The organism is Planktothrix prolifica NIVA-CYA 540 (assembly GCF_963864145.1).
Taxonomy (GTDB): Bacteria; Cyanobacteriota; Cyanobacteriia; order Cyanobacteriales; family Microcoleaceae; genus Planktothrix; species Planktothrix agardhii.
Genome location: NZ_CAWLTW010000001.1, coordinates 3,182,692 through 3,208,054 on the forward strand (window position 1 = coordinate 3,182,692; position 25,363 = coordinate 3,208,054).

At 40.2% G+C, this 25,363-nt stretch carries 25 protein-coding genes and 1 pseudogene; 20 read left to right on the forward strand and 6 right to left on the reverse strand.

Going from position 1 to position 25,363, the window contains the following annotated elements; translation table 11 throughout:
• The first annotated feature begins 88 nt into the window (after positions 1-88).
• A complete protein-coding gene (locus tag AC559H_RS14145) occupies positions 89-955 on the forward strand; it encodes a lysophospholipid acyltransferase family protein (RefSeq protein WP_026798529.1) in 867 nt (288 codons plus the stop codon).
• A gap of 108 nt (positions 956-1,063) precedes the next feature.
• Here AC559H_RS14145 and AC559H_RS14150 read toward each other — a convergent pair whose 3' ends face one another.
• Positions 1,064-3,676, reverse strand: coding sequence for an MASE1 domain-containing protein (locus AC559H_RS14150; protein WP_026796077.1), 2,613 nt, complete (start codon positions 3,674-3,676; stop codon positions 1,064-1,066).
• Positions 3,677-3,946: 270 nt separating this feature from the next.
• Positions 3,947-5,551 (reverse strand): DNA repair protein RadA, encoded by a 1,605-nt coding sequence (gene radA, locus AC559H_RS14155; RefSeq protein ID WP_026796076.1) that lies wholly within the window; start codon positions 5,549-5,551, stop codon positions 3,947-3,949.
• Positions 5,552-5,777: 226 nt separating this feature from the next.
• On the opposite strand from radA, the gene rpaB reads away from it, so the two are divergent.
• The 4 genes from rpaB (at position 5,778) to AC559H_RS14175 (ending at position 8,204) form a co-directional block, all read left to right on the forward strand.
• On the forward strand, positions 5,778-6,509 hold the full coding sequence (gene rpaB / locus AC559H_RS14160; RefSeq protein ID WP_026785605.1) for a response regulator transcription factor RpaB: 732 nt from the start codon (positions 5,778-5,780) through the stop codon (positions 6,507-6,509).
• Between the two features lie 190 nt (positions 6,510-6,699).
• On the forward strand, positions 6,700-7,365 hold the full coding sequence (locus AC559H_RS14165) for a cofactor assembly of complex C subunit B (RefSeq protein WP_026785604.1): 666 nt from the start codon (positions 6,700-6,702) through the stop codon (positions 7,363-7,365).
• 112 nt (positions 7,366-7,477) lie between these two features.
• A complete protein-coding gene (locus tag AC559H_RS14170; RefSeq protein ID WP_071782735.1) occupies positions 7,478-7,891 on the forward strand; it encodes a hypothetical protein in 414 nt (137 codons plus the stop codon).
• On the forward strand, positions 7,863-8,204 hold the full coding sequence (locus tag AC559H_RS14175) for a hypothetical protein (RefSeq protein WP_026796075.1): 342 nt from the start codon (positions 7,863-7,865) through the stop codon (positions 8,202-8,204). The genes AC559H_RS14170 and AC559H_RS14175 overlap by 29 nt, the downstream gene beginning before the upstream one ends.
• Before the next feature lie 96 nt (positions 8,205-8,300).
• On the opposite strand, the gene rfbB is transcribed toward AC559H_RS14175, so the two are convergent.
• Complete coding sequence (gene rfbB, locus AC559H_RS14180) at positions 8,301-9,410, reverse strand: dTDP-glucose 4,6-dehydratase (RefSeq protein WP_026796074.1); 1,110 nt, start codon at positions 9,408-9,410, stop codon at positions 8,301-8,303.
• A 199-nt stretch (positions 9,411-9,609) separates the two neighbouring features.
• Between rfbB and AC559H_RS14185 the strand changes: the two genes are divergently transcribed.
• The 15 genes and pseudogenes from AC559H_RS14185 to AC559H_RS14255 all read left to right on the forward strand — a co-directional run bounded on the left by AC559H_RS14185 (position 9,610) and on the right by AC559H_RS14255 (position 22,561).
• Complete coding sequence (locus AC559H_RS14185; RefSeq protein WP_026798530.1) at positions 9,610-11,265, forward strand: CapA family protein; 1,656 nt, start codon at positions 9,610-9,612, stop codon at positions 11,263-11,265.
• Positions 11,266-11,372: 107 nt separating this feature from the next.
• The gene (locus tag AC559H_RS14190; protein WP_026798531.1) at positions 11,373-11,807 is read left to right on the forward strand and encodes a hypothetical protein; all 435 of its coding nucleotides are present in this window, start codon (positions 11,373-11,375) and stop codon (positions 11,805-11,807) included.
• A 301-nt stretch (positions 11,808-12,108) separates the two neighbouring features.
• Positions 12,109-12,483 carry a 50S ribosomal protein L21 gene (gene rplU / locus AC559H_RS14195; RefSeq protein WP_026785599.1) on the forward strand — a complete coding sequence of 125 codons (375 nt, stop codon included), beginning with the start codon at positions 12,109-12,111 and terminating at the stop codon, positions 12,481-12,483.
• A gap of 54 nt (positions 12,484-12,537) precedes the next feature.
• Positions 12,538-12,822: a 50S ribosomal protein L27 gene (gene rpmA, locus AC559H_RS14200; protein ID WP_026785598.1), complete on the forward strand. Its 285-nt coding sequence runs from the start codon at positions 12,538-12,540 to the stop codon at positions 12,820-12,822.
• 349 nt (positions 12,823-13,171) lie between these two features.
• Positions 13,172-13,606: pseudogene (locus AC559H_RS14205) on the forward strand (GNAT family N-acetyltransferase); the annotation flags it as partial.
• Between the two features lie 1,308 nt (positions 13,607-14,914).
• Positions 14,915-15,283 (forward strand): DUF433 domain-containing protein, encoded by a 369-nt coding sequence (locus AC559H_RS14210; RefSeq protein ID WP_026796070.1) that lies wholly within the window; start codon positions 14,915-14,917, stop codon positions 15,281-15,283.
• Positions 15,274-15,672 carry a DUF5615 family PIN-like protein gene (locus AC559H_RS14215; protein ID WP_026796069.1) on the forward strand — a complete coding sequence of 133 codons (399 nt, stop codon included), beginning with the start codon at positions 15,274-15,276 and terminating at the stop codon, positions 15,670-15,672. Before AC559H_RS14210 ends, AC559H_RS14215 begins: the two co-directional genes overlap by 10 nt.
• A gap of 105 nt (positions 15,673-15,777) precedes the next feature.
• Positions 15,778-16,011, forward strand: a complete 234-nt coding sequence (locus tag AC559H_RS14220; RefSeq protein ID WP_026796068.1) for a RelB antitoxin-like protein — start codon at positions 15,778-15,780, stop codon at positions 16,009-16,011.
• Entirely contained in the window at positions 16,002-16,379 is a 378-nt protein-coding gene (locus tag AC559H_RS14225; protein ID WP_026796067.1) for a type II toxin-antitoxin system VapC family toxin, read from the forward strand. Before AC559H_RS14220 ends, AC559H_RS14225 begins: the two co-directional genes overlap by 10 nt.
• A 100-nt stretch (positions 16,380-16,479) precedes the next feature.
• Positions 16,480-17,652: a restriction endonuclease subunit S gene (locus tag AC559H_RS14230; RefSeq protein ID WP_051319645.1), complete on the forward strand. Its 1,173-nt coding sequence runs from the start codon at positions 16,480-16,482 to the stop codon at positions 17,650-17,652.
• Between the two features lie 81 nt (positions 17,653-17,733).
• Positions 17,734-17,976, forward strand: a complete 243-nt coding sequence (locus tag AC559H_RS14235) for a hypothetical protein (protein WP_051319644.1) — start codon at positions 17,734-17,736, stop codon at positions 17,974-17,976.
• Positions 17,977-18,101: 125 nt separating this feature from the next.
• Positions 18,102-18,314, forward strand: coding sequence for a hypothetical protein (locus tag AC559H_RS14240; protein ID WP_026796066.1), 213 nt, complete (start codon positions 18,102-18,104; stop codon positions 18,312-18,314).
• Entirely contained in the window at positions 18,311-18,697 is a 387-nt protein-coding gene (locus AC559H_RS14245; protein ID WP_026796065.1) for a type II toxin-antitoxin system VapC family toxin, read from the forward strand. Before AC559H_RS14240 ends, AC559H_RS14245 begins: the two co-directional genes overlap by 4 nt.
• Before the next feature lie 31 nt (positions 18,698-18,728).
• The gene (locus tag AC559H_RS14250; protein ID WP_026796064.1) at positions 18,729-21,857 is read left to right on the forward strand and encodes a type I restriction endonuclease subunit R; all 3,129 of its coding nucleotides are present in this window, start codon (positions 18,729-18,731) and stop codon (positions 21,855-21,857) included.
• A 20-nt stretch (positions 21,858-21,877) separates the two neighbouring features.
• Positions 21,878-22,561: a M48 family metallopeptidase gene (locus AC559H_RS14255; protein ID WP_026796063.1), complete on the forward strand. Its 684-nt coding sequence runs from the start codon at positions 21,878-21,880 to the stop codon at positions 22,559-22,561.
• Between the two features lie 87 nt (positions 22,562-22,648).
• On the opposite strand, the gene AC559H_RS14260 is transcribed toward AC559H_RS14255, so the two are convergent.
• From AC559H_RS14260 to AC559H_RS14270, 3 genes are all read right to left on the reverse strand, one after another.
• On the reverse strand, positions 22,649-23,491 hold the full coding sequence (locus tag AC559H_RS14260) for a hypothetical protein (RefSeq protein ID WP_237746364.1): 843 nt from the start codon (positions 23,489-23,491) through the stop codon (positions 22,649-22,651).
• A gap of 22 nt (positions 23,492-23,513) precedes the next feature.
• A complete protein-coding gene (locus tag AC559H_RS14265; RefSeq protein WP_237746357.1) occupies positions 23,514-24,977 on the reverse strand; it encodes a dynamin family protein in 1,464 nt (487 codons plus the stop codon).
• An 11-nt stretch (positions 24,978-24,988) separates the two neighbouring features.
• Positions 24,989-25,363: hypothetical protein (locus AC559H_RS14270; RefSeq protein WP_026798532.1), on the reverse strand; the 375-nt coding region annotated here is incomplete at its 5' end.

Sequence of the window (25,363 nt, forward strand, 5' to 3'; positions counted from 1 at the left end):
TTGCCCATTCCCGGCTTTTTTGTGGTTTAATTAAGATCAAATTTCCTCAAAACCAGAGTATCTTGACGGAGGCAAAGTTTACCGTTCCGTGATTTTAAACCCCTTCTTCAACAGTAATCCATCTCCCAACCCAAACGAGAATCCCCGTTTCACCGGTTGGTCATTACAGGATCGTGATCCTGAATATATCCGATCCCTGATGCCGTTTTTGGGTTGGTTCTATGACAATTATTTTCAAGTCCAAACCTCCGGCTGGGAGAATCTCCCGCCCCAAAATAAGATGTTGTTGGTGGGTTCCCATAACGGGGGTTTAGCCGCCCCAGATATGTTTATGGGCTTATACGCTTGGTGTCGTCAGTTCGGAACCGAAAGATCACTCTATGGACTGATGCACCCGAAAGTCTGGCAGGTGGCCCCAGAAGTAGCAACATCAGCCGTGCGTTCCGGGGCTGTTATCGCCCATCCGCGTATGGGAATGGCAGCTTTGCGACAGGATGCGACGGTGTTGGTGTATCCGGGCGGGGGTGAGGATGTATTTCGGCCCCATGCGTTACGCAACCAAATTCATTTTGCTGGTCGTAAAGGGTTTATTAAGTTAGCCCTGCGGGAGAAAGCCCCGATTGTTCCGGTGATTTCGTCGGGTGCCCACGATACTTTAATTGTGCTGGCGGATATTTACGACTGGGTAAAACAACTACACAACTTGGGAATGCCTTGGTTATTGGATCTTGACCCGGAGGTATTTCCGATTTATTTAGGATTACCTTGGGGGATAGGAATTGGCCCTTTACCGAATTTTCCGCTTCCGGCAAAAATCAAGATTCACATTTGTCCGGCGATTGAATTTGAACGGTATGGACGAGACGCGGCCAATGACAGGGAGTATGTAGATGTTTGTTATCAACAGGTGAAAACAGCAATGCAACGGGAACTTGATAATTTAGTCATGTACTGAACTTCCTTTTGGCAACTATAATTCAGTACAGTTATCAATGATCACTTTTAATTAAGGATGTGAATACTTAATAGTATATTAACTCTTAAACTGATAACTGATAACTGATTATCCGGGTAAACAACGAAGGATTTTGGGTAGTTTCATCGTGAATGTAGAACCTTTTCCCAATTCACTAATTACGGATAAATCTCCTCCCATCATTTGGCATAATTTTTGAGTAATAGTTAACCCTAAACCCGTACCTCCATAACGGCGGGTTGTGGTTTCATCTGCTTGAGTAAAGGGATTAAAAACCGTTGCTAACTGTTTAGGACTCATGCCAATTCCGGTATCTATAATTTGAAAAATAATCACCGTTGAACAGCTTTTTGGAACATCAGGAAGACAACAAGCACTATTCGTTATTTCTTCATCATTAACCGTGATAAATTCTGGATCTAAGATCAAATCAATATTCTGATTAGACCCGTCTCCTCCTGCTTGCCAAACTTTCAGAATCACTTTCCCCTGTTCTGTAAATTTGCAGGCATTACTCAGAAGATTTAATAAACATTGACGAACTTTAGTTAAGTCGGTGTGCATCAAGTCTATACCTTCTTCCGCCTCTAGGATAAACTGATTAGAATTCTTATCCGCAGCAGGAGCAACAGTAGTTTCCACTTCCCAAAGTAGGGTAGCAATTTTAAAGGTTTCTAAATGAAAATTCATCCGACCCGCTTCAATTTTAGAGAAATCTAAAATTTCGCTAATCAAAGTTAATAAATGTTGTCCCGCTACATAAATATTTTTTAAATCTCCGGCCAATTCATCTTGATGTAACTCTTGGGCATCTTCTATTAATAATTCACTATAACCTAAAATTGCATTCAGGGGAGTTCTTAATTCATGGCTCATATTAGCTAAAAATAAACTTTTAGCATGGTTAGCAGTTTCGGCGGCTTCCTTAGCCATTTTCAATTCTTCCGCCTGTTGACGCTCGGTAATATCATTTGCCATCATTAATAAACAGGGAACTCCACCTAAATCAATTAATTCAATAGAAACTAACCAATTTCTAATGATTCCTGATTTTTGGCGAATTTTCAACTCAACATTACCAATTTGATTTTGATATTCTAATTGTTTTTTAAGTTGAAAATGTTGTTGAGAATTAACCCACATTTCCAGTTTTTCCGGGGTGTGATTTAGTACCTGCTCTCGCTCCCAACCAATTTGACGTAAAAAACTATCATTAACATCTAAAAATAGTTCATCATCCAGAGTCATAATACTAATCCCAATTGGACTAGCACTAAAGGTTTTTGAAAATCTTTCCTCACTAGCTCTTAAAGCAATTTCTGCCTGTTTTCGGTCTGTAATATCTTGAATTGTGCTAGTAATATGACTAGGAGTAATTACCGCCTGTTCAAAAACAATTCGTTCCTTACCCGATGCTAATTTCAACCGATAATCAATACAATAAGGTTTTTGTTGAAATAAGGCTTGATCAAGATAATTTTGGACATAACTGCGGTCTTCTGGGTGAACAAATTCCAAAAATTGGGGAAAACTCGGTTTCACATACTTAGCGGTTGTGTCTAAAATCCGATAGAGTTCATCCGACCAAAATAATTCATAGCTGCTAATTTTCAGATCCCAATGACCCAACTTAGCAATCCGTTGAGCATTTGCTAAACTGGTTTCACTGTTTCTGAGGCGAGTTTCTGCTTGTTGGCGTTCTGTCACCGTGGCGGCCAAAACTAACCCCGTAATTGCCATAATCAGGATAAAGGCTTGTAGAGAAAAAATTTGAGGGGTATCCGTACTACGACTAATAAACGGCCCACTTCCCCGTACTACTCCCCAAACTGCAAAACTAGCCGTGATCAAATGACCAATAGCCGTTCCCCGTTGACCAAATCGTAAGGAAGCCCAAACAAAAAACGGAAAAGGCAGATATTCCAGGGGAAAACCGATAAATGCCGACCGAGTTCGAGAACAAAATACAAACCAATTTAGGCCCAATAACAGGAACAACCAAACCCCAACTTCTAACTGACGTAACCAAAAATCCCCAGGAGAGCGTTCAGAAAGGCGTAATCTAGTTGTACCCAGGGATAAACTTTGGGATAAGGCGTTGAGAAAAGACCAGACTGGGGAAGCAGGAGTTTGATAGCGATAGTAATACCGTTGAAATTCGCTACCCCAGGTTAATAATACTGGGGTGATAACTAATACCCCAGTAGCACTTCCTAACCACCCACCAATCCAAATTTGGGTAAAATCTTCCCAAGGTAGCCAACCACTCAAACAAGCTGTGAGGATAGTAAGAGTGGGATTAATCAGCGTAGCAATCATTCCCGCTAAAATAATTAGTCCCAGAACATCTTTGAGGTGTTTGAGTTGGGGAGAAAAGTCAATGCGATGGAGTAATTTACTAACTAAACAGGCTTGTAACGTCACACCACAACTAGACAATACCCCAATAAACAGAGGCATTTGGTCAGTGGCAATTAGGGAAAAAAACGCCCCCAGGGTAATTGCTGGCCAATATTGATAACCACACAACAGAATAATTCCTTGGGCGACTCCCGCATTCGGCCAGAATATGGCTTCGGTGGAACCTAACATTAAGTATTCAACCGTCACCTTGCCAACTATCCAATAAAATACTGCTATGAAACTAACTATAACTAAGTATCGGCTAGTTTTGACCTGAGTGCGTTTAAGGAATTTCATTTTGGTTGTGAGTAAGCTGATCATAAATATTAGTGGTAGAGATTATTTTTGATTACCACTTAAGTCTTAATTTATGTATATAATTAACGCAGATTTTCCGTAAATACACTGATTGTTTGAGAAAATCTAGTTATTTAAAAACTGTGGTATCTATAGATTTCACCCTAAACGCTCCGTGAATCATTTTTATTTTAACATATCTAATCGGAGAAATATACTAATAGTTCACTCTTGAAATTAGATGCTTTTCTTGATTTAATTGGCCTGCGATCAGAATTCATCATTCATGGTTGGAGGTTGGGCGGGGATGGAAGCAATAATCGCATCAATCACCTTACTTACCGGAATAATTTGTAACCCTAAATCGGCCGGACTCTGACCTTTAGGGATAATCGCCCGTTTAAATCCCAGTTTTGCCGCCTCCCTTAACCGTAATTCCAATTGAGACACCGGGCGCACCTGTCCCCCTAAACCGATTTCCCCAATTAAAATCGTCCGGGGGTCAACTACCCGGTCGCGGAAACTCGCTACAATTGCAATCGCTATCCCTAAGTCTGCCGCAGGTTCTTCAACTTTTAACCCCCCCACCGACGCCACATAAGCATCCAATTTAGACAGGGGAATCCCTACCCGTTTTTCCAAAACCGCTAGAATTTGTAATAATCGACTACTATCTACCCCGGTTGTCGCCCGTCGCGCTGAACCGTAACTAGCCGGACTAACTAAAGCCTGAATTTCCACCACAATCGGCCGAGTTCCTTCTAAGGCTACCACCGTTGAGGTTCCGGGGGAAAAGTCATCTCGATTTCCTAAAAATAATTCTGAGGGATTAGAAACTTCTTTTAATCCATGGGCGACCATTTCAAATACCCCGATTTCATGGGTGGCGCCAAAACGGTTTTTCATTGAGCGTAATAAGCGATGGGAGGCAAAGCGATCGCCTTCAAAATATAATACCGTATCTACTAAATGTTCTAACACCCGCGGCCCAGCAATGCCCCCATCTTTGGTAACGTGACCGACAATTAATAGGGTAATATTTTCCCGTTTAGCTACTTGCATTAAGGCGGAAGTACATTCACGCACCTGCGCCACCGAACCCGGTGCAGAGGTCAGACTGGAGAAAAAAACCGTCTGAATACTATCAATTACTGCTAACTGCGGTTTTAGGGATTCTAACTCTCTTAAAATCACTTCTAAATCGGTTTCAGGAAGTAAATATAAGTCTTGTTCGGTGATGGCAGTAGTCGCAGATTCTGTCTTGGGGTGACGATTTTTAAGTTGTTCGGTAAAGGGATCTGCTGTTGGGGTTGGAGGTTGTTGATTGCCATTTTCTGGTTCGGTTTCGGTTTCGGTTTCGGTTTCGGTTTCGGTTTCGGTTTCGGTTTCGGTTTCGCTATCAGCAGCAACTTCTAAACGTTGCGATCGCAATTTTACCTGTTGTCCCGATTCTTCCGCCGACACATATAACACCCGCTTGGTGTGGGAGAGAATATGGGCGACTTGCAATAACAAGGTAGACTTACCAATTCCCGGTTCTCCCCCAATTAATACCAAAGAACCCGGCACAATTCCACCCCCCAACACCCGATCTAATTCTCCATAACCCGATGGCATTCGAGATTGGGATTGATCGGAAATTTGGGATAATAGAAAAGAAGCACGGGGTTGTCCGGGTTTAGTTACCGACGGTAGACCCTCTGGGTTTTCTCCCGGTATGTGACTCCAACTAAAGCGTTGGGAAGGCGTAGGCGCGGGTTGTTCAACTTGTTCTTCTAGGGAATTCCAGGCATGACAAGCGGAGCATCGGCCAAAATATTGAGGAAATTCGGCTCCACATTCGTTACAAACATAAAGGGTACGAGACTTTGCCATGTCATCAGTTATCAGTAATCAGTTATCAGTTATCAGTATAATCAGTTATCAGTAATCCGTAATCCGTGTAAGAGTTGTTAGGGTTTTTTAGTTTTTTCAGCTATTGGTGGCTGATCATTCTTTTCTTTACTAATAACTGATAACTGATTACCGATATTAGTGGCTGGTCTTACTATTGTTTGATCAAAACTGTAACTTAATCCAACTAAGGGAGCGTTGAAATCCATTGGAAAATCATAAGGAAAAAATTTTGGTTGTCGATGATGAGGCTAGTATCCGCCGGATTTTGGAAACTCGCCTTTCCATGATTGGTTACGATGTCGTAACCGCCGCCGATGGAGAAGAAGCCCTAGAGACCTTCCGCAAAACCAATCCTGATTTAGTGGTTTTAGATGTAATGATGCCCAAATTAGACGGGTATGGGGTCTGTCAGGAGTTACGCAAGGAATCCGATATTCCTATTATCATGTTAACAGCATTGGGGGATGTAGCGGATAGGATTACGGGGCTAGAGTTAGGGGCGGATGATTATGTGGTTAAACCCTTCTCTCCCAAGGAGCTTGAAGCTAGAATTCGCTCGGTATTACGCCGCATTGATAAAAATGGAACTTCGGGTATTCCCAGTTCCGGTGTCATTCAGGTTAGTAATATTAGAATTGATACTAACAAACGACAGGTTTACAAGGGAGATGAACGCATCCGTTTAACCGGGATGGAATTTAGTTTATTAGAACTCTTAGTTAGTCGTTCTGGTGAACCTTTTTCTCGTTCTGAAATTCTACAAGAAGTTTGGGGATATACTCCAGAACGTCACGTCGATACCCGGGTGGTAGATGTTCATATTTCTCGCCTACGAGCCAAGTTAGAAGATGATCCGAGTAATCCCGAATTAATCTTAACCGCAAGAGGAACAGGCTATCTTTTCCAACGGATTATTGAACCGGGAGAAGTCGGCTAAAAACAGGATTCTGCTCCCCCTAAATCCCCCTTAAAACAGGGGGACTTTAATTTTTAAATTACCTATTCCCGATCACGGATTTAAAAGGATTTCACGGATTTCACGGATTTTAATCTGTGTTAATCTGCGTAATTCTCTTAAATCCGCGATCCCTATTCCCCACTATATTTTGAAAAATTAAAATAGAATCATGGCAAAATCAGATCGAAATCAGATATTAAGATTACTGCCTATTTTTGCGGGTAGTTTGGGTGGGGTACTCCTCCTAATCAATCGGCTCTTGACCCCCGAATTATTTAACTCTCAAGCCCGTTCCGATGCCTTGGGGGTGATTTTAAGTGCGGTGTTGATTTTAACGGGGTTATTGTGGCAACAAATTCAACCAAAATCACCGGATGCTGTGGATTTAATCGGAGAACAAGGCTTTGAATTAAAACCGGATTTACCGGAATTAGTTCAAGCGGAATTAGCCTGGGCTTCTCATTTATTATTAACTAATACCGTCACCCGTTCTATTGTAGTTTATTATCAGGGGGAAGTGTTATTAAGGCGAGGAGTATTAGGAAATAATCCTGATATTAAACCTGGGCCAATTTTACAACGAGTGATAGATAAACAAAAACCGATTTATTTAGTCAATTTAGCCCTATATCCGGGTAGAATTGAATTTGATTATTTACCCGAAAATACCCAGGGTGTGATTTGTCAACCCCTTGGTAATTACGGCGTTTTAATTCTGGGAGCTAATGCTCCTCGAAGTTATACCCAACAGGATGAAAATTGGGTCGCGGGGATAGGGGATAAGTTAACTTATACCTTATCCAATCTCCTGAATCAACCTTCAATTCTGACTTGATGACGGGGTTATTCAGTCCCATATAAAAATAAAACCGCTATTGGTCTATTTTAAGATAATATTATCAACAATTCTGGATAACCCTTGGACTGTTTGCTTGGGAGTTGAGGTCATGGAAATTATATTTGAGTCTACGGAAGAATTTGAGGCGGATTTAAAGACCCATAGTGAAGCGGAACATGATATTATTGTGCAACAGCTTCATGAATATTCCGCCTTATTATTAGAAGGTAAAAGCGATCGCGAAAGACGACTGCATCAATTTCATCAATTTGATGGCTTGGAGGATTATGGGTCATCTCTCTATTCTTTTATTGTTAACTATTACCTGCGAGTGATTTTAACTGTTGATAATGACCCTATATTTGATCGGATAATTATTACTTTATTTAGAGTAGTTGATAGTCAGTTTGTAGCTGAAATTTATCAACAAGTTGGAGAATCAATTTATCAGTCTTTCTTACCACCCAAACCCTTAACGGAGGTCAAATCAAATCATGTTACAGTCGCCACCATCACTCATTGATGAACGCGGGATTATTCGCAAAGCTTTAAAACTGCTTCCTTTGCAATTACGAGGTCGATTTTTGGAGGTTTTAGCCGAACTTCAAGACGAATCTTGCTATCGCCATCAACGGTTTTATAAAACCAAACTCAAACGCATCAAGGGAACACAAATTCCCCTTTATTGTGCAAAAATTGATGATGCCGAAAACTGGAAACTCTATATATCTTATCAAGAGGGTAAATTATATTTAGAGAATATTATTCATCCTATTCCTAAAGCTAATAAAGACAAAGATAGTTTAGATATAATTGCGGAATTGAATGATTTTTAGAATCAAGTTAAAAACAACCCCCATTTCTCTAAATAAATTTAAAGTAGAGACGTTGTATGCAACGTCTCTACTTTAATTCAAGTCATACAAATTCCTTTATTTGGAGGAAGGATAAACCTGTCGATAATAGGCTTGATATTCTTCTGATAATAAGGGTTCCCACCAAGTCCGATGGGTTAAATACCAGCCAATAGTTTGACGTAACCCTTCTTCAACAGTTACTAACGGAGCCCAGCCTAATTCTGTTTTAATTTTAGTCGCATCAATGGCATATCTTCGATCATGTCCAGCCCTATCTTTAACAAAGGTAATTAATTGCTTAGAAGGTTTTACGGGTAAATGGACAGCCAATTCATCCATAATCCGACATAAAATTTTAACTAAATCAATATTCTTAACTTCATTATTTCCCCCAATATTATAAGTTTCTCCGGGTCTTCCGTTATGAATCACCGCATCTAAAGCCCGACAATGATCTAAAACATACAACCAATCTCGCACATTTTCACCGTCGCCATAAACCGGAAGGGGTTTTCCTAATAAAGCGTTAATACACATTAACGGAATTAGTTTTTCAGGATAATGATAGGGGCCATAATTATTAGAACAATTAGTAATAATTGTCGGCATTCCATAGGTATGATAATAGGCCCTCGCTAAATGATCACTTCCCGCTTTTGAGGCAGAATAGGGACTATTAGGAGTATAAGGAGTCTGTTCAGTAAAAGCATGATCATTTGGGCCAAGACTTCCATAAACTTCATCGGTAGAAACGTGCAGAAACCGATAATGTTCCGGTTTACCCTGGGCTATCCAATATTGACGGAAGGCTTCTAAAAGAGTAAATGTCCCGACTACATTGGTTTGTACAAAAGCACCGGGGCCAATAATTGACCGATCAACGTGGGATTCTGCGGCAAAATGGGCAATAGTATTGATCTGTTCTTCTTTTAATAAACTATCAATTAAAGGGCGATCGCAAATATCCCCTTGCACAAATCGAAAATTAGGGTTATGTTCCAAACTAACAATATTTTGCAGATTTCCCGCATAGGTCAAAGCATCTAAAACCACAATTCGGTCATCGGGATAGGCACTAAACCAATGATGCACAAAGTTTGAGCCAATAAACCCCGCCCCCCCCGTAATCAGAATGCAATGGGGTGAGCGATTGCTCGTGTTATCGTAACTATACTGAACGGCCAAGGTTATATCCTCCCAAGATCTGCTTAATAAAAATAATACTGAAAATTCTGTTTAAAGCCCTGATCCGATAAACTCTTGATCATTGTACTCGCTCTGAGCCGGGTGCTAAGGGAAAGTTAGCTAAAAAAACATAAAGTTGATATTGACCCTAAAATACCAGTTAATCATAAGATATTAAAGTGGCTGTGAGGAAAGCGGAGTGAGTGACTATCAGACTATCGCCTTGGCAAAAACTGGCGATCCCAAAGCGATCGCAATTTTAATCAATCAAGCGTTACAATCTAAGGGCGTGAGCGCAAAGGTGACTCGTCAAGACCACCATCTCCAGGTTGTTTTGGTGTCTGAACAACTTCCTGATATTCAAGGGAGTGTTCGGGTTGTCCAAAATGGGTTAATGCGGTTACAATCCCCTGTAATTGGGTCGGTGACAATTTCTGGAATCTGTCGCGGTCAAAAAAAATCCGGCTGGACACAAACCCTAGTCTTGCGGGAATTTATCCCAGAACCTCCAAAACCTCCAAAACCTCCAAAACCTCCAAAAAATCAGCAGATAGGGTTATCCTTTCCGAAAGTGACCTTTCCTGCCCTAAAAGTTGCCCTTCCCAAACCTCAAGTTTCTATTTCTAAGCCTTGGTTAATTGTGGGTTCTGTTAGTTTAATGGTTTTGCCTTTATCGGGAATTCTATTTAATCAAAATCAAGAAAAAATTAATACTTTTTTAACGGAAATCCCCCAAGCAATATCTTCAAGTTTAGCTCAAATTCCCGCCTTTTCTTTTTCAGCAGAAAACATTACCACACCTAACCCAACTTCCACAACCGCAACCCTAAAAAATCTCAATCAAGTATCTCAATTAGCTCTAAAAACCCTAGAAAATCCCATTAGTCCAGATTTAAGAATTACCATTCGCGCCGTCGGTGATATTATTCCTGGGACGAATTACCCTTCTAATAAATTACCTGCTAATAAAGCCGCTTTATTTTCGGGAGTTAAATCGGAATTGAAAGGGGATATTGTGTTTGGAAATTTTGAAAGCACTTTAACTAAATATCCTAATAGTGCAAAAAATATCGGTCGCGGGTTAGTCTTTGCTTTTCGGACTCCTCCCGAATATACGACTTTACTTAAGGATGCGGGGTTTAATATTTTAAGTGTGGCTAATAATCATTCTTTTGATTTTTTTGAAACCGGGTTTAAAGATACGATTAAAAATATTAATAAGCTAGGGATGAAGGCTGTAGGAGAAAAGGGAAAAATTGTTTATGATGAAGTTAAAGGGGTAAAAACAGCTTATATTGCTTTTAGTAATTATGATTATCATAATAATTTAAGCGAGATTGAAGCAGGGAAAAAATTAGTGGCACAAGCTCAAAAAAATGCCGATTTTGTGGTTATTTCTTTTCATGGTGGGGCGGAGGGAACTGGAGCTTTAAATGTGAGGAATAAAACGGAATATTTCTATGGGGAAAATCGCGGAAATTTGGTTCTCTTTACCCATAGTATGATTGATGCTGGGGCTGATTTAATATTGGGACATGGCCCCCATGTTCCCAGGGCTTTGGAGTTATATAAAGGAAAATTAATTGCTTATTCTCTTGGTAATTTTATGGGATATCGAACTTTATCAACCAGTGGGGAGTTAGGATATTCTTTGATTTTGGAAGCAAAAGTTAATCCTCAAGGAGATTTTATTGAGGGTAAAATTATTCCTGTCCAGTTAGACTCCCAAGGGATTCCCAATTTAGATAATCGTGATAAAAGTATTAATTTAATTCGGAATCTTACCGAAAAAGACTTTCCTAAAACCCCTTTAAAAATTGATAATAATGGCCAGATTTTGATCAAAAAACCTTAGTAGAGACGTGCCATGGCGCGTCTCTAAGACGTGCCATGGCGCGTCTCTACGGATTTCTGCTATACTATGTAACGAATTGTAAAAAAACATCCATTTTTGTCATTAATATGATTTCTGAACCTCTTGTCGTTTCTCCGATTTATATTGTTGTTGTTGCTTCAACGGTCTTAGCCCTGTTATGGGGCATAATCTTTAAAGATATGTTAGAATATAAGGTTTCCCTCTGGAGTGATAGCCCCCAACCTTCGACTTCTATTAATTATAAAACACCCAATTTAATTATTGCTTATTTGGGGATGACCCTATTAATTCTAGTCTCCGTCAGTTCGAGTTTAGCCGTCTTTATCGGCGTCTATTGGATTGCGGGAGTTATGGGTTTAGTGGTTGTAATTCCAACTGCATTATTAATTTGGTTTCAACTGGGTTCAATGCTAAAGTTATTAGCCACAAAAGGCTACGCAGCCATTGATATTGATACCCTATTTACTGAGCAATCTTCTGAACAAATACAGAATCCAACTGTTAGTAAAAGTGAAAGTTAATTAATTTTCTCTAATTGTTGTTGAAGGTTGGGGGAAGCCCTGAAGGGCTTACTACGGTTGGGGGAAGCCCTGAAGGGCTTACTACGATTGGGGACTTGAAGCCCTGAAGGGCTTACTACGGTTTGGGACTTGACAGAAATACCACTCATCAACGATAATAGGAGATTGTGTCTAAACCTTGCTCGGAACAGGTGCAGACATGGCAAAGGCTCAAAACAGGGGAAAGTGAATTGGCTCTTGAGAGGGTGAAAACACTTTGAACCGTTGAGCTACCTGTACGGCAACCTTAACCCAAAATTACATGACTTACGCAATTATTGAAACAGGCGGTAAACAAATCAAAGTAGAACCCGGTCGTTTCTACGATATTGAACTGTTACCCGTCGATGAAAATGAATCCGTTATCATTGATAAAGTTCTGTTAGTCAATCATGATGGTGAAGTTCAAATTGGCCAGCCCTTAGTGAATGGGGCTACCGTGGAAGGGACTGTACTGCGCCATCTGCGGGGACGCAAAATCATCGTTTATAAAATGCGTCCGAAAAAGAAAACCCGCAAAAAACAAGGTCATCGTCAAGAAATTACCCGTTTGATGATTGAATCTATTAGTCTAAATGGGTCTGTGGTGGCGAAGCGGGAAGAAGAACCCGCAGAACCTGCAACAACAGAAGCATAAAATTAGATTGTGATTGAATATCTGAAATACTGATCATTTAATTAGGAGAATAAAATGGCTCATAAGAAAGGTACGGGTAGCACTCGTAACGGTCGTGACTCTAACGCCCAGCGCTTGGGTGTCAAACGTTTTGGCGGTCAAGCGGTACGCGCTGGTAATATTTTAGTGCGTCAACGGGGTTGCAAATTCCACCCGGGTAATAACGTGGGTATCGGAAGTGATGATACTTTATTTGCTAAAGTTGATGGTGTGGTTTGCTTTGAACGTAAAGGCAAAACCCGCAAAAAAATTAGTGTTTATCCTGTGATTGAAGCTGAACCTGTGGCTGTTGAAGCTTAATTAATAAAAACCTGGTTTTATTGAATTCTGAAGCGGGCTATATTAGCCCGTTTTTTATAATATAGAACCCCTCCCTAGTCCTCCCATTAGTAAGGGGAGGGTTGGGAGGGGTCAAGAAAAATATCAATATCATAACTCATTTAGGATTGCTATAGTTGAATCTCATCACTCTTGAAAAAGAGAAGTATTTTTTGGGATTTTGTTAAATTCGCCACACAATTAAACAACTCTAATATGTTAAATATTTTAGTGTTTCAGTTCATACAACTGAATTAGTTAAAATTTCATATTCTCTCAACAGTCATGGGCATTTATTAGTTGCTCAAAATAATTTAAAGGGTTATTATCTATGAAAAACATCTCACCGGATAACCATCATATTCTCTTTGATGATTGTCGTTCAAAGGTTGATTTAAACCAACTTCAAACCCTATTTAAAATTGCTGCATTTTGGGCAAAAGATCGCAGCCCAGAAGACCTAAAAATTGCAATTGAAAATAGCGAGCCTGTAGTTACAGTTTGGGATTATGAACAAATGATTGGGTTTGCTAGAGCCACCTCCGATGGTATTTATCGAGCTAGTATTTGGGATGTGGTGATTCATCCTAAATATCAAGGGAGTGGATTAGGCAGAAAATTAGTTCAAACAGTCTTAAGTCATCCTAAAATGTGTCGAGTTGAACGAATTTATTTGATGACAACCCATCAACAAAAATTTTATGAACGCATTGGGTTTGAATATAATTCAACGACCACAATGGTTCTTAATAATCAACCCTTAGAAATTAAGAGGTCTAATCTGAATATTCGCCGCTATGTAGATAATACGCCCGAACCTGAACCCGAAGATGTGACGGCGCACTTAATCGGTGGGATTCCCCAGTCGGAAGTTGCAGCCCAAGCGGTAGATTTTGCCCGGTTTAAGGTGGAATCTAAGACGTTGTTTTGCCCGTCGCGATCGGGCTGTTTGGCGTTTGTGGCAGAAATTACGGCTAAGTCGGCGATTAAGGCAATGTTGGAAGCTGATGCTAATCTCCAAAATACTATTAATCAACACTATAAGGCCCTAGAAAACTGGTGGCAGGTAGCACGGGATGATTTTGCCCAGTTGGGCGAAGGCAAGAAAATGCCAGAGGTGCGGCGGGAGTTGCTGACGGGGCTAAAGGATAAGCTGATTGGGTTGGGGGTGTTGGATGAGTTTCAGGCGGCGGGGGTGTTTGTCAATTGGTGGCAACAGATTCGCTATGATTTGAAAACGATCGTTAATACTGGTTGGCATCATACGCTAATCCCTGATGAGTATTTGATTGGGGCATTTTTTCAGGATGAGGTGAGGGCGATTGAGGATTTGGAAGGGCAAATTAGTGGGGCCCAGGGGGAACTGAGTGAGGCGATTGAGACGGCGCAGGAGGTGGCGAGTTATGAATCAGAGGAGGATGAGACGGTAACGGCGACTTTGATTAAGAAGGTGTTGAAGGATTTGATAGACGATCTTATGGATGATATTAATAATGTGCTAAGTATTTCGGCGGCGCGGGAGTTGGCAAAATATAAGGCTGAATATGAGGCGATCGCCAAGATTGAGAAGCAGATCAAGGATTTGAAGGCGAAGGTAAAGGAGAAGCAGACAGAGTTAGATATAAAGTTACGGTTAAAACGGGTTGGTGGGGAGGAGTTTCGAGCAGAAACTGAGGGATTGATTCAGCAGGTAATGGCGGAAATGGCGGGGCTAAAACCTAATGACAAAAATGATAAAGGGAAACTGGCGCGGTTGACTAAGGATCGGGAGGCCTTAGAGAAACGGCTGACACGCATTGATGGGTTATTGGTGGCGATTGGTGGGCCCTTGACGACAGAGGAGGCGAAGGAGTTGATTTTGCAGAAGCTCTATGATTGGGTGAGTGAGCAATTAACCCGCTATTTGAATGGGGCAAAAAGGGCGCTGATTGCCTTGGTTGAGAAGCTTTGGGATAAGTATGCGGTTTCTAGTCGGGAGTTGGAGGCCCAACAAGAGGAGACTTTAGGAGAGTTGAACGAATTTTTGGTTAAGCTAGGTTATATCACTTTTCCATAATTTAGGAGCTAACTTCAGATGAGTAATCAAGATTTAGATATTATTCGTACTGAGCGCGGGCTAACTATTTCTGGTTCTCGGATCTCTTTGTATGATGTGATGGATTTACTCAGGGCTGATTATCCGCCGAAGTTGATCCGCGATCGCTTTAATTTGACGGATGCGGAAATAAATGTGGCTTTGGCTTACATTGCGGATCATCCTGTTGAGGTGGAGGCTGAATATCAAGAGGTACGGGCGACGCGGGAGGAGATTTATCAATATTGGCAAGATAAAAATCGTGAACATTTTGATCGAATTGCCACTAAGCCACGCACTGCTTCACAATTGGAGCTTTTAGCAAGATTGGAACAGCAAAAAAAGGAGCGTGGTTTGGTTTGGGCGTAAATTTTTTGGTTGATTTTAATTTAGATGGCTATGCTGTTGTCCTGCTTGGTATTTTGATTAAGCGTGGTTGGCTGGATCTAATTAATATTGAGTTTGTCACTTTTAGGGAGGCTGGTTTATCAAAAAATAGTAGCGATCGCGTCGTTTGGGATTATGCTCAAGCAAATCAAATGATGGTTTTGACTGCCAATCGCAATATGAAGGGTAAAGATTCTTTGGAGCAGGTAATGCGCGATCATAATTCTTTAAGTTCTTTTCCGATTGTGACGATTGGAGATATAAGTCGTATAGATGAGACTGAGTATCGAGAGCAATGTGTCGATCGTTTGGTGGAGATTGCCATCAATATAGATAACTATATGGGCGTTGGTAGGCTGTTTATTCCGTAGATAATGTGGAAATGTTAGAGGTGGAATGATCGCAAACTTTAGGAGAGTTGAATGAGTTTTTGGTTAAACTTGGGTATCTAAATTAATTTAAGGAATATCAAAATTATGCGGTTAATTAAAAAGCAAATTGTAACAGATGAGGATTTTAACCCTGTGGCGGTGATTATTAATTACCAAGATTGGCAAAGAATTGAGGCATTATTACAACAATACGATCGGGAGGTTAGCCCCAAAAATGGTGTAGGCTCTTCTGAGGCATTAGGGGCCTATGCTGGCAGTATTAAATTAACGCTTGACCCTTTAGAGTATCAACGCGAGGCAAGAAACGCATGGCTCTAACGTTGCCTAGTTTGGTTTTAGATACCAATGTTGCGCTCTATCATCTAGGGAATCGCTTAGGTCAGCCCTTACCCTCTGGTCTTTATTTTGTTTCGATCATTACGGAGATGGAACTGTTATCTTATCCCGGATTAAGTAGTCCTGAAGCACAGCAAATTCATAATTTTTTAAGTCATTTGACAATCATTAATATTAATGATTCGATCAAAAATCTAGCCATTCAATGGCGACGACAATACAAACTAAAACTACCTGATGCCATTATCGTAGCGACAACTCTTAGCTTAGAGGCAACATTATTAACCAATGACCAGCAGTTGATAAAGATTCAGGACTTGCCAACCCAATCTATTGCTCTTTCTCTATGAATAAACTTTCTGAGAATACATATCAACATTACAAGGCGAAGCGAGAGGAGACTTTGGTGGAGTTAAATGAGTTTTTGAGTAAGTTGGGGGATTTGGCGTGATGAATATAGAAGGATGGAAAGTTGCAACGATTGAAGAATGTTGCGAAATTTTAGATAGCAAAAGGATTCCTATTAATGCAGAAGAACGTGAAACCAGAATAGGAGATATTCCTTACTATGGCGCAAATGGTCTTCAGGGTTACATTGATGATTATATTTTTGATGAAGAATTAATTCTAATAGCTGAGGATGGCGGTTGTTTTGATGAATTTGCCACACGACCAATCGCTTATAAAATATCTGGAAAAAGTTGGGTTAATAATCACGCTCATATACTAAGAGCAAAGCAAAGTTACTCTCAAGATTATATTTTTTATTCTTTAGAGCATAAGGATATTCAGCCGTTTATTGTTGGCGGAACAAGAGCAAAGCTAAATCAGTTTGCATTAAGGTCAATCAAGCTAATTCTTCCAGAATTAGAAGAAGAACAAGAACAAATTGCTGAAATTCTCTCGACAATCGATCGCGCTATCGCCCAAACCGAAGCCATCATCGCCAAGCAGCAACGCATCAAAACGGGACTGATGCAGGACTTACTCACCAAAGGCATTGATGAAAATGGCAACATCCGCAGCGAAGCCACCCATGAGTTTAAAGATTCCGCGATCGGGCGTATTCCTATAGAGTGGGAAGTTGAAACAATTGGGAAAATTGCCTCTTTACAACGTGGACATGATATTAGAGAAGTTGAGTTTATAGCTGGGGACTATCCAGTTATTGCATCATCTGGAGTTATTGGGTTTCATAATATTAAAACATCAGATAGTCCTAATGTTGTTGTGGGAAGAAAAGGCTCTATAGGAAATGTTTATTATCTTGATGTAGATTTTTGGGCGCACGATACAAGTCTGTATGTAACTAATTTTTTTGGAAACAATCAAAAATATATTTATTATCTGTTTTTATATTTAGAGCTTGAACGATTCGGTACTAAATCAGGTTCTCCATCACTAAACCGTAATGATATACATCCTCTAAAAATTTCATTACCTAAACCAATGGAACAAGAGCGTATTTCTAAAATGCTGTCACACTTTGATACTTCAATATCAAATCTTAAAAGTGGTTTAAACAAACTTCAACATCAAAAAACTGGACTTATGCAAGACCTCCTAACTGGTAAAGTCCGCGTTACCAACCTCCTCAAAGAAAGGGAGCCAGCCAGCCTATGAGTTCGCTATACCCTCAAATCATTATGATAAGCTTGACATATCAAGACTCCGAGCATTCTCAAACAACATCAAGGTTAAATTATGCAAGCCATTGAATTTAAAACCACCATCCACAACGGCATTGTTACCATTCCTACCCAGTACAGTCATACATGGGAAGGCAAAATTATTCGTGTCATAGTCTTAGAAGAAGACAACACTGAAAATATACCCACACCGCCACAAAACAATGCCTCTTTATTCTCACGCCTCAGAGAAATTAAAATTTCTGCCCCTGCTGATTTTTCGGAAAACATTGATGCTTACCTAAATGGAGAGAAATAAAACAAATGCAACTCGATAAAACACCCGCAGCCATCAAACTTGATGAACGTAACCACCACCCCGCGAAACCCTCACCGTTGAAACGATTAAACCCACCCAAAACAGCAAAACTTTAGGAGATACCCATGATTAACCGCGAACAGTTAAAACTTGAAATTGACACAGTAGATGATGCCCATATTGAAATTTTGCATCGCATCATTCAGGCATTAAAACAACCATTAGGAACTGACCCACCGCTTACCAACCTTAGCCAAGTCAATCCCTTAAAAGGTAGCGTCATATTTGAGCATGACTTGATTTCACCCATTAATGTCTCCTGGGATGTCGAACAATGATTATTTTAGATACCCACGCTTGGATTTGGTGGACAAATGAGTCTATAAATCTTTCTACAAAAGCCCTTGATGCTATTAACAAAACCGATATTATTGGCATTCCCGCGATCAGTTGTTGGGAATTGGCAATGCTAGTATCAAAAGGGAGAATTGGGTTATCAATGGATGTGCAAGTCTGGATCGATGTAGCGCTGCAACGTCCCAAAGTAAAACTACTGCCATTAACTCCTGAGATTGCCGTGCTTTCAACCCGATTACCCGGAGACTTTCATGGCGATCCCTCAGATCGCTTAATTGTCGCCAGTAGCTTAGTACACAAAGCGCCCTTAGTTTCAAAAGACGAAAAAATCCAAAACTGGCAATACTTACAGGTAATTTGGTAGACATAGCCACTCAATTTATCCCATGAACCCTATGCAACCAGATAAAACCCCAACCGCGATCAAACTCGATGAACGTAACCACGTCGAAAAGCCATTACTCGATCAATTACATGGCTTAGGCTGGGAAGTGCGCGACCTCGACAAACACCAAAAACCCCAAGATAGCGATCGCGAAAACTTCACCGAAGTCGTCCTATTGCCAATTTTGCGCCAACAACTTCAGGTAATTAACCCTTGGCTCGAAACAGACCAAATCGAAGAAATCATTAAACAACTTACCGCTAACTTTCCCAGTAACAACCTCCTCGAAAATAACCGCCATTTCTTCACCCTACTCCAAGAAAATACCAGCGTCTCCGAAAACCGCAAAACAGGCGAAAAAAGCCCCACCGTCAAATTTATAGACTTTGCCCATACCAGCAATAACTCCTTTATCGCCATTTGCCAATTCAAAATCCGCATTCTCGGCACAGAACACCATATTATTCCCGATATTGTCATATTTCTCAATGGCTTACCCGTCGTCGTCATTGAGTGCAAATCCCCAAAAGTACACGACGCAATCCCCGAAGCAATAGACCAACTAATGCGCTATAGCGAACAGCGCGGAGCCAAAGGTGAAGGTAGCGCTCCTCTGTTTTGGTATAACCAGTTTCTAATAGTTACCTGTCGTAACGAAGCCAAATTTGGCACCATTTCCACCCACATCGAAAAATACTTTTATCGTTGGGCAGATCCCTACCCGCGCACCCTTGAAGACCTACCTCATGGAGCCAGTAGCCCCAACGATCAGCAGCGTCTCGTGGCGGGAATGCTTGACCATCATAACCTCCTCGAAATCATTCGTAATTTCACCCTTTTCTCCGTTAATGACAAAGGCGAAACCATCAAAATTGTCGGGCGCTATCAACAGTTTCGCGCCGTCAAAAAAGCCGTGCAGCGCCTCCTAGAAGGCACAACCCCGCGATCGCGTAGCGGCATAATTTGGCATACCCAAGGCTCAGGCAAATCCCTCACCATGATGTTTATGGTAAGAGCCATGTACCGCCATCCCAACCTCTCCCAGTGGAAAGTAGTATTTATCACCGATCGCACCCAATTAGAGCAACAATTGGCAGAAACAGGTCAAAACATCGGTTTCACCGTCAAACCCGCCGACAGTATTGCCAAACTCAAGGAACTCCTGCGTAGCGACTCCTCGGATCTCGTCATGGCAATGATCCATAAATTCCAAGAACGTGATTTAGAGGAAACTTTTCCCGAACTCAACCCCAGCACCAACATTCTAGTAATGACCGACGAGGCACACCGATCGCAATATAGCCTCCTGGGAGCCAATCTCGACAAAGCCATCCCTAACGCCTCTCGCATCGGCTACACTGGAACCCCCATCGACAAAACCGAGGATGTTTTTGGCGATTACATCGACAGGTACACCATGCGTCAATCAATTGCCGATAAAGTCACTTTAGAAATAGTTTACGAAGGCCGTACCCATAACGCCGAAGTACCAGATCAAACAGGTATGGATAACACCTTTGCAGATGTTTTTAGCGAATACAACCTTACCGAGCGCCTTCAAATCTTGGGCTATGGTTCCCGCGATGCTTACCTAGAAGCCGAATCAACCATCGCCGCCAAAGCCAAGGATATCATTACCCATTATCTGCAATCAATCTTTCCTAATGGTTATAAAGCCCAAGTCGTAGCCACCTCTCGCGAAGCCGCCGTCCGCTATAAAACTCACCTCGATCTTGCCCTAGCCGATAATATTACTCAATTAGAGCAATCTAACCCCCATAATCTCAACCTCGATCGCCTCAAAAAACTCAAGACTGATGTAGTTATTTCTGATAATCACAACGATCTACCCCACCTCAAAGCATACTCTAACTCTTCCAAACACAAGACTACGATCAAAAGCTTTAAACTACCCTTTGATAGCGAAGATAGTGGGATTACGGGTGAAATCGGCATTGTCATAGTTAATAATATGCTATTGACAGGCTTTAATGCCCCTATCGAACAGGTGATGTATCTCGATAAAGTCATTCAAGCTCATAGTTTGTTACAGGCGATCGCCCGTGTTAACCGTGTCAGTGGTGCGGATAAAGAAAAAGGCTTTGTTGTCGATTATGTAGGCGTGGGACATCACCTCAAAAAAGCACTCGATAACTACGACGAACGCGAACAAAAAGAAGTCAAAGATACCCTCAGTTTTCCTGAAGCAGAAATACGCCAATTAGAAACAGACCATCGGGCGATTAGGTCAATGCTTGCCGAAAATGGACTAACTGACCTAACCGATGTTGATGCCTTTTTTGATCTTTTTTATGATGAAGATATTCGCTTTGAGTTTATTCTAGCATTCAAACAATTTACTCGTAGTCTTAACTTAGTTTTCCCGGCTAAAGAAGCCCTTGCGTTTATGTCTGACTATCAGGTATTAACTAACATCAACATCCAAGCTGAAAGACACTTTCATGATTCTCGCCTGAGTATGAAAGGCATCCCCGCAAAACTACGAGCAATTACCGATGCTTACCTAATTTCCCAAGGTATCGATCTCAAAATTCAGCCGATTTCGATTTTAGATGATAACTTTGAGCGTGAAGTCAGCAAGCGAGATCGTACTAAAACCAAAGCTGCCGTCGTCGAACACGCTATTCGTCACCACATTGATATCGAACTAGATGATGACCCCGACCTACAAGCCTCTTTTGCCGCCGCCCTTGCCCAAATCCTCGAACAATTCAAAGACAACTGGCAGACAATCTACGCAGAGTTAGAAAAACTACGTCAGCGCCTTAAAAATGCCGAAAATGAGCCTACTTATGGATTGCACAAGAAAAAACAAATGCCATTTTTTCGGATGTTCAAAAGTGAATGTTTTGGCGATATAGAACTAGATGAAAATCAAATTGCCCAGAACGTAGCACTAACTCAACAAGTGTTCATAGTAATCGAACAAGAATTGCAACTAACAGGTTTCTGGGAAAGTATTCCCGCCTCTAATAAACTCCAATCTGAGATTAAAAAAATCCTCTTATCATCTGACTTTATAAAATTACCCAAAATCGTTCAAAATTACAAGCATATTATTTCGCGAGTAATGGAATTAGCCAAGAAAAATAATGATACTATTTTATACGCTGATTAAACTAGACTGACTCAACTAAAATGAAACTTGACTACGAGATTGTTTATTCTCCTAAACGCAAAAAGCTAACTATTACGGTTGAGCGAGATCGCTCTATTGTTGTTAAAGCACCCACGGGGACAGACCTCGAAAAAATTCAGGAAGTTGTAGAATCAAGAAAACTATGGCTTTATGAAAAAACCCACCACGAACAAAAGTATCATCCGCCCCTATCTCCACCAGGGAAAGAATTAGTTAATGGTGAATCTTTGCCTTATTTGGGGCGTAATTATCAACTGGAACTATCAGAAAGTAGTGAGGAAATTCAATTTATTAATAATCGATTTTTAGTACCCAAAGCACAAGCAAAGCGGCGCGGTGAAGTTTTTAAGAACTGGTACATCCAACAAGCCAAAGAAACGATTTTACCTCGCGTTCAACTTCATGCAGTATATATGGGTGTAGAGTTTAACCTAGCCAAAATCACAGATAGCAAATATCGTTGGGGTTCCTGTACGTCCAAGAACAACGTAAATTTCAACTGGCGACTGATTAAAGCCCCCATGTTTGTCATAGATTATGTGATTGTTCACGAATTAGCCCATCTGTTAGAAAGTAATCATACTCCAACATTTTGGAATATAGTCGCCGTCCAAGTCCCAAATTATCAACTTGCCAAAAATTGGTTACGCGATCATGGGAATGCGTTAGAAGAAGATTTTTAGATAACAGCAAATAGGGATAATTGACAATTTATGGCATTACAATAATGTTGAATTTATATATTTCCTCTTTGTCTCGTATTATACAGCCTACAATCCCGCTAGTGAATGATTTCTTTTTAAGGCAATGGATAATTGTCTTAATCGTTCACTGACTTCTAAATTCGATTCTTGTGACTTCAAGTTATCAGGAATTTCAGCAAATAGAAGTGAATTTCCTTGCCTCCATTCATTGATGGCAACCCCATTCCAAGTCCCTTTTTTATCTCTAAAACTATCAATTAAACCTTTTAATTCTTGAATACAGTAGGACTCAAAACCTGCTGCATCAAAAATTGCATAGCGTAAATATTCCTCAAGCGCATTAATATCATGTTGTACCTCAAAAACTACCGCTTCAGCTTCTTCTCTTTCTTGTGGAAATTCTAGCTCATTAGAAACATCTGCTACGATTTGCTTTAATAGATCAGAAATTTGTGGCGCTACTTCTTTAACTCCTAATACTTCTTGCCGAAGTTCAGGATTAAATAGCAAATCAGAACCATGTTTTGCATATTTTTTAAGGACTTTAAATGCAATTTCTTCACCCGTATAGTAGTTATCAATAATTTCAATATCTACTCCTAAACTTTTGATAATTTTGTGGCGAATATCACTCTTAAGGGGACAACGAATCAGTGCCTCTGCAACAGGACGAGCAAAGCGTAAAAATAATACACTTAAGCTATTCTCTAGTTTTTCTAAAAAATACTCCTCTGAATTTTGAATGAGTCTGGATTTTACTTGATTACTTCCCCATAATAAATGGGTCATGTATTTAACTAATTCTAAGGCTTCATCTTTAAGTTCTACAGCAAGTTGATGAGCAATTGAAGAAAGAAGTTTGGTAATATCACTATACAAATCATCACGCCAAGCAAAATTAGCTTTCATTCGAGCAAAGACTGGAAAAGCATTAGCCAGAAAAAATCGTATCTTTCTTTTTAAATGTTTCCTCTCGAAGTTTTTTCATTTCGACATCAACGATTTGTAAATATCGCTCTCTAAATTTTTCTATTTGAGCCAATGATTTAGATTCTGAACTTTCTAAAGATTCATTGGCAATAGAATCTTGATAGTATTTTTGTAAATCAGCTTTAATAGTTTGCCATTTTTGATCCCACCACTCTGTAAATAAGACTAGCTGATTATTTTCTTCAAAAAGCTTTGCTTCTTCAGGATTTTCAGGATAATTTTTACTAACTATCCGATAAATTTCTTCAGAACTACTCATGATTTTATTGATAGAAGCTTCGCATCTTTTTGTTAAAATATCAACCCGTTTTGTGTTAATATAGTTAAATATTTTATCTTTAATGACTGGAATACCAGTTGCTTTTGTCCGAAGAGTTTCTTCATCAGTAATTCCAGTTAATTTCTGCAACTTAGCTTTAATATCACTAGCATCCCCAATCTCTAACTTAGTCTGTTCTCCTGCTAAATTATTCAAGCTTAGGTAAGCTCCGGCTGAACCTGAGACAATACGCTGAGGGGGAAGTTTTGCGCGTCTTAACCAATCTTGGGATGCTTCTTCAATATGTGTTTTTAGAGCTTCTGGAGTTGCCAATGAATCAATCCGACTTAAAAAAACAAAAAGCTTATCAGCAACAGTAACATTTTTATCGCCAAGTTCTGTAAATTTTATTATTTCCTGTTCTTTCTCTTTGAGACTAGGATCACGTTGTACCAATATCACAGCATCACAGTCAGACAGCATTGCTTGTGCTTCATCAACGTGCTTTGCTAAACCGGAATCTAAACCGGGAACATCATAAAAAACAATCCCTTCAGCCTGAGCCAGTTTGTTAGTATAAAGTCTCGCATCTAAAACAGCATGAGCATATTTTTCATCTGCTACATACTTCTTGAGTTTATCTCTAATATCTTCCAGTCTAGTAAAGGGAAAATTCAGATTACCTTCTTTTCTAACCTGTTGTAAAGTTATTTCGTTTGAGCGTATAGTATTTAGGTCTTCTGTCGCTTTTACTTTTTCAAGTTCGTTGAGTAAATTGATAAACTGTTCTTCGTTTCTCGCTTGTACTTCCAGCCTTTGTTCAGACTCATTTTCAACGGAATAAATTTGGGTGGTTGTAAAGGTACATCGTCCTCCTTTTGCTGGTAGTAAATCACATTCTAACCAAGCATTAATAAAGGTGCTTTTTCCGGCTTTTTCTAGTCCCACAACGGCAATACGAAACTCACGTTTTTTGAGTCTTTCAAGTTGGCGACGAGTTGGTTCTTCTTCTTCTAAAAGAATGTCTTTTAATCGAGGCGGAACTTGTGCTTGTGGTAAATTAGCTAAATCTACCGCGTGTCGTTGCACGTTTAAAGCGTCGGTAAGACGTGCTTCATAGTAAGAAGATGCTATTTTCCAATCCATTTTTAGACTCCTTAAATATGGTTAAAATTTTCTAATCCAGACAGATTTTTTAGACTTACCCTCCGTTGAATAATTCGTTTTCCATCAGAGGGTAAGTCTCTTTTGAGGATGTAAGGAACTTCTTTTCCTATTATATTTTGCCCATTACTAATGTGAATTCGTATATAAACTTCTTGGTTGCTATCATTGGGAATTTCTTCTCTTGTTATTTCTAAATGCTCCTCTATTGATGCAACATCTTCAACTCCTATACATAAAAAATGTGAGGAATAATCTATGAGCATTTTGACATCATAGCAGCTTAGGCGGTTATCTTCCAAAGCATTTGGATAATTATTCCTTAAATCAATAAATACAGAGGCTTGAACAACAAGACATAAAGCAGC

Excerpts from the sequence above, each read along its gene's own strand:
- AC559H_RS14265 (WP_237746357.1), bottom strand. The coding sequence starts at position 24,977 with ATGGATTGGAAAATAGCATCTTCTTACTATGAAGCACGTCTTACCGAC.
- AC559H_RS14255 (WP_026796063.1), top strand. The coding sequence starts at position 21,878 with ATGAAACTTGACTACGAGATTGTTTATTCTCCTAAACGCAAAAAGCTA.
- radA (WP_026796076.1), bottom strand. The coding sequence starts at position 5,551 with ATGGCAAAGTCTCGTACCCTTTATGTTTGTAACGAATGTGGAGCCGAA.
- AC559H_RS14220 (WP_026796068.1), top strand. The coding sequence starts at position 15,778 with ATGCGGTTAATTAAAAAGCAAATTGTAACAGATGAGGATTTTAACCCT.
- AC559H_RS14165 (WP_026785604.1), top strand. The coding sequence starts at position 6,700 with ATGGCAAAATCAGATCGAAATCAGATATTAAGATTACTGCCTATTTTT.
- AC559H_RS14150 (WP_026796077.1), bottom strand. The coding sequence starts at position 3,676 with ATGAAATTCCTTAAACGCACTCAGGTCAAAACTAGCCGATACTTAGTT.
- AC559H_RS14235 (WP_051319644.1), top strand. The coding sequence starts at position 17,734 with ATGCAAGCCATTGAATTTAAAACCACCATCCACAACGGCATTGTTACC.
- AC559H_RS14250 (WP_026796064.1), top strand. The coding sequence starts at position 18,729 with ATGCAACCAGATAAAACCCCAACCGCGATCAAACTCGATGAACGTAAC.
- AC559H_RS14175 (WP_026796075.1), top strand. The coding sequence starts at position 7,863 with ATGTTACAGTCGCCACCATCACTCATTGATGAACGCGGGATTATTCGC.
- AC559H_RS14230 (WP_051319645.1), top strand. The coding sequence starts at position 16,480 with ATGAATATAGAAGGATGGAAAGTTGCAACGATTGAAGAATGTTGCGAA.
- rplU (WP_026785599.1), top strand. The coding sequence starts at position 12,109 with ATGACTTACGCAATTATTGAAACAGGCGGTAAACAAATCAAAGTAGAA.
- AC559H_RS14190 (WP_026798531.1), top strand. The coding sequence starts at position 11,373 with ATGATTTCTGAACCTCTTGTCGTTTCTCCGATTTATATTGTTGTTGTT.
- AC559H_RS14260 (WP_237746364.1), bottom strand. The coding sequence starts at position 23,491 with ATGAAAGCTAATTTTGCTTGGCGTGATGATTTGTATAGTGATATTACC.
- AC559H_RS14170 (WP_071782735.1), top strand. The coding sequence starts at position 7,478 with ATGGAAATTATATTTGAGTCTACGGAAGAATTTGAGGCGGATTTAAAG.
- AC559H_RS14240 (WP_026796066.1), top strand. The coding sequence starts at position 18,102 with ATGATTAACCGCGAACAGTTAAAACTTGAAATTGACACAGTAGATGAT.
- rpmA (WP_026785598.1), top strand. The coding sequence starts at position 12,538 with ATGGCTCATAAGAAAGGTACGGGTAGCACTCGTAACGGTCGTGACTCT.
- AC559H_RS14225 (WP_026796067.1), top strand. The coding sequence starts at position 16,002 with ATGGCTCTAACGTTGCCTAGTTTGGTTTTAGATACCAATGTTGCGCTC.
- AC559H_RS14210 (WP_026796070.1), top strand. The coding sequence starts at position 14,915 with ATGAGTAATCAAGATTTAGATATTATTCGTACTGAGCGCGGGCTAACT.
- AC559H_RS14245 (WP_026796065.1), top strand. The coding sequence starts at position 18,311 with ATGATTATTTTAGATACCCACGCTTGGATTTGGTGGACAAATGAGTCT.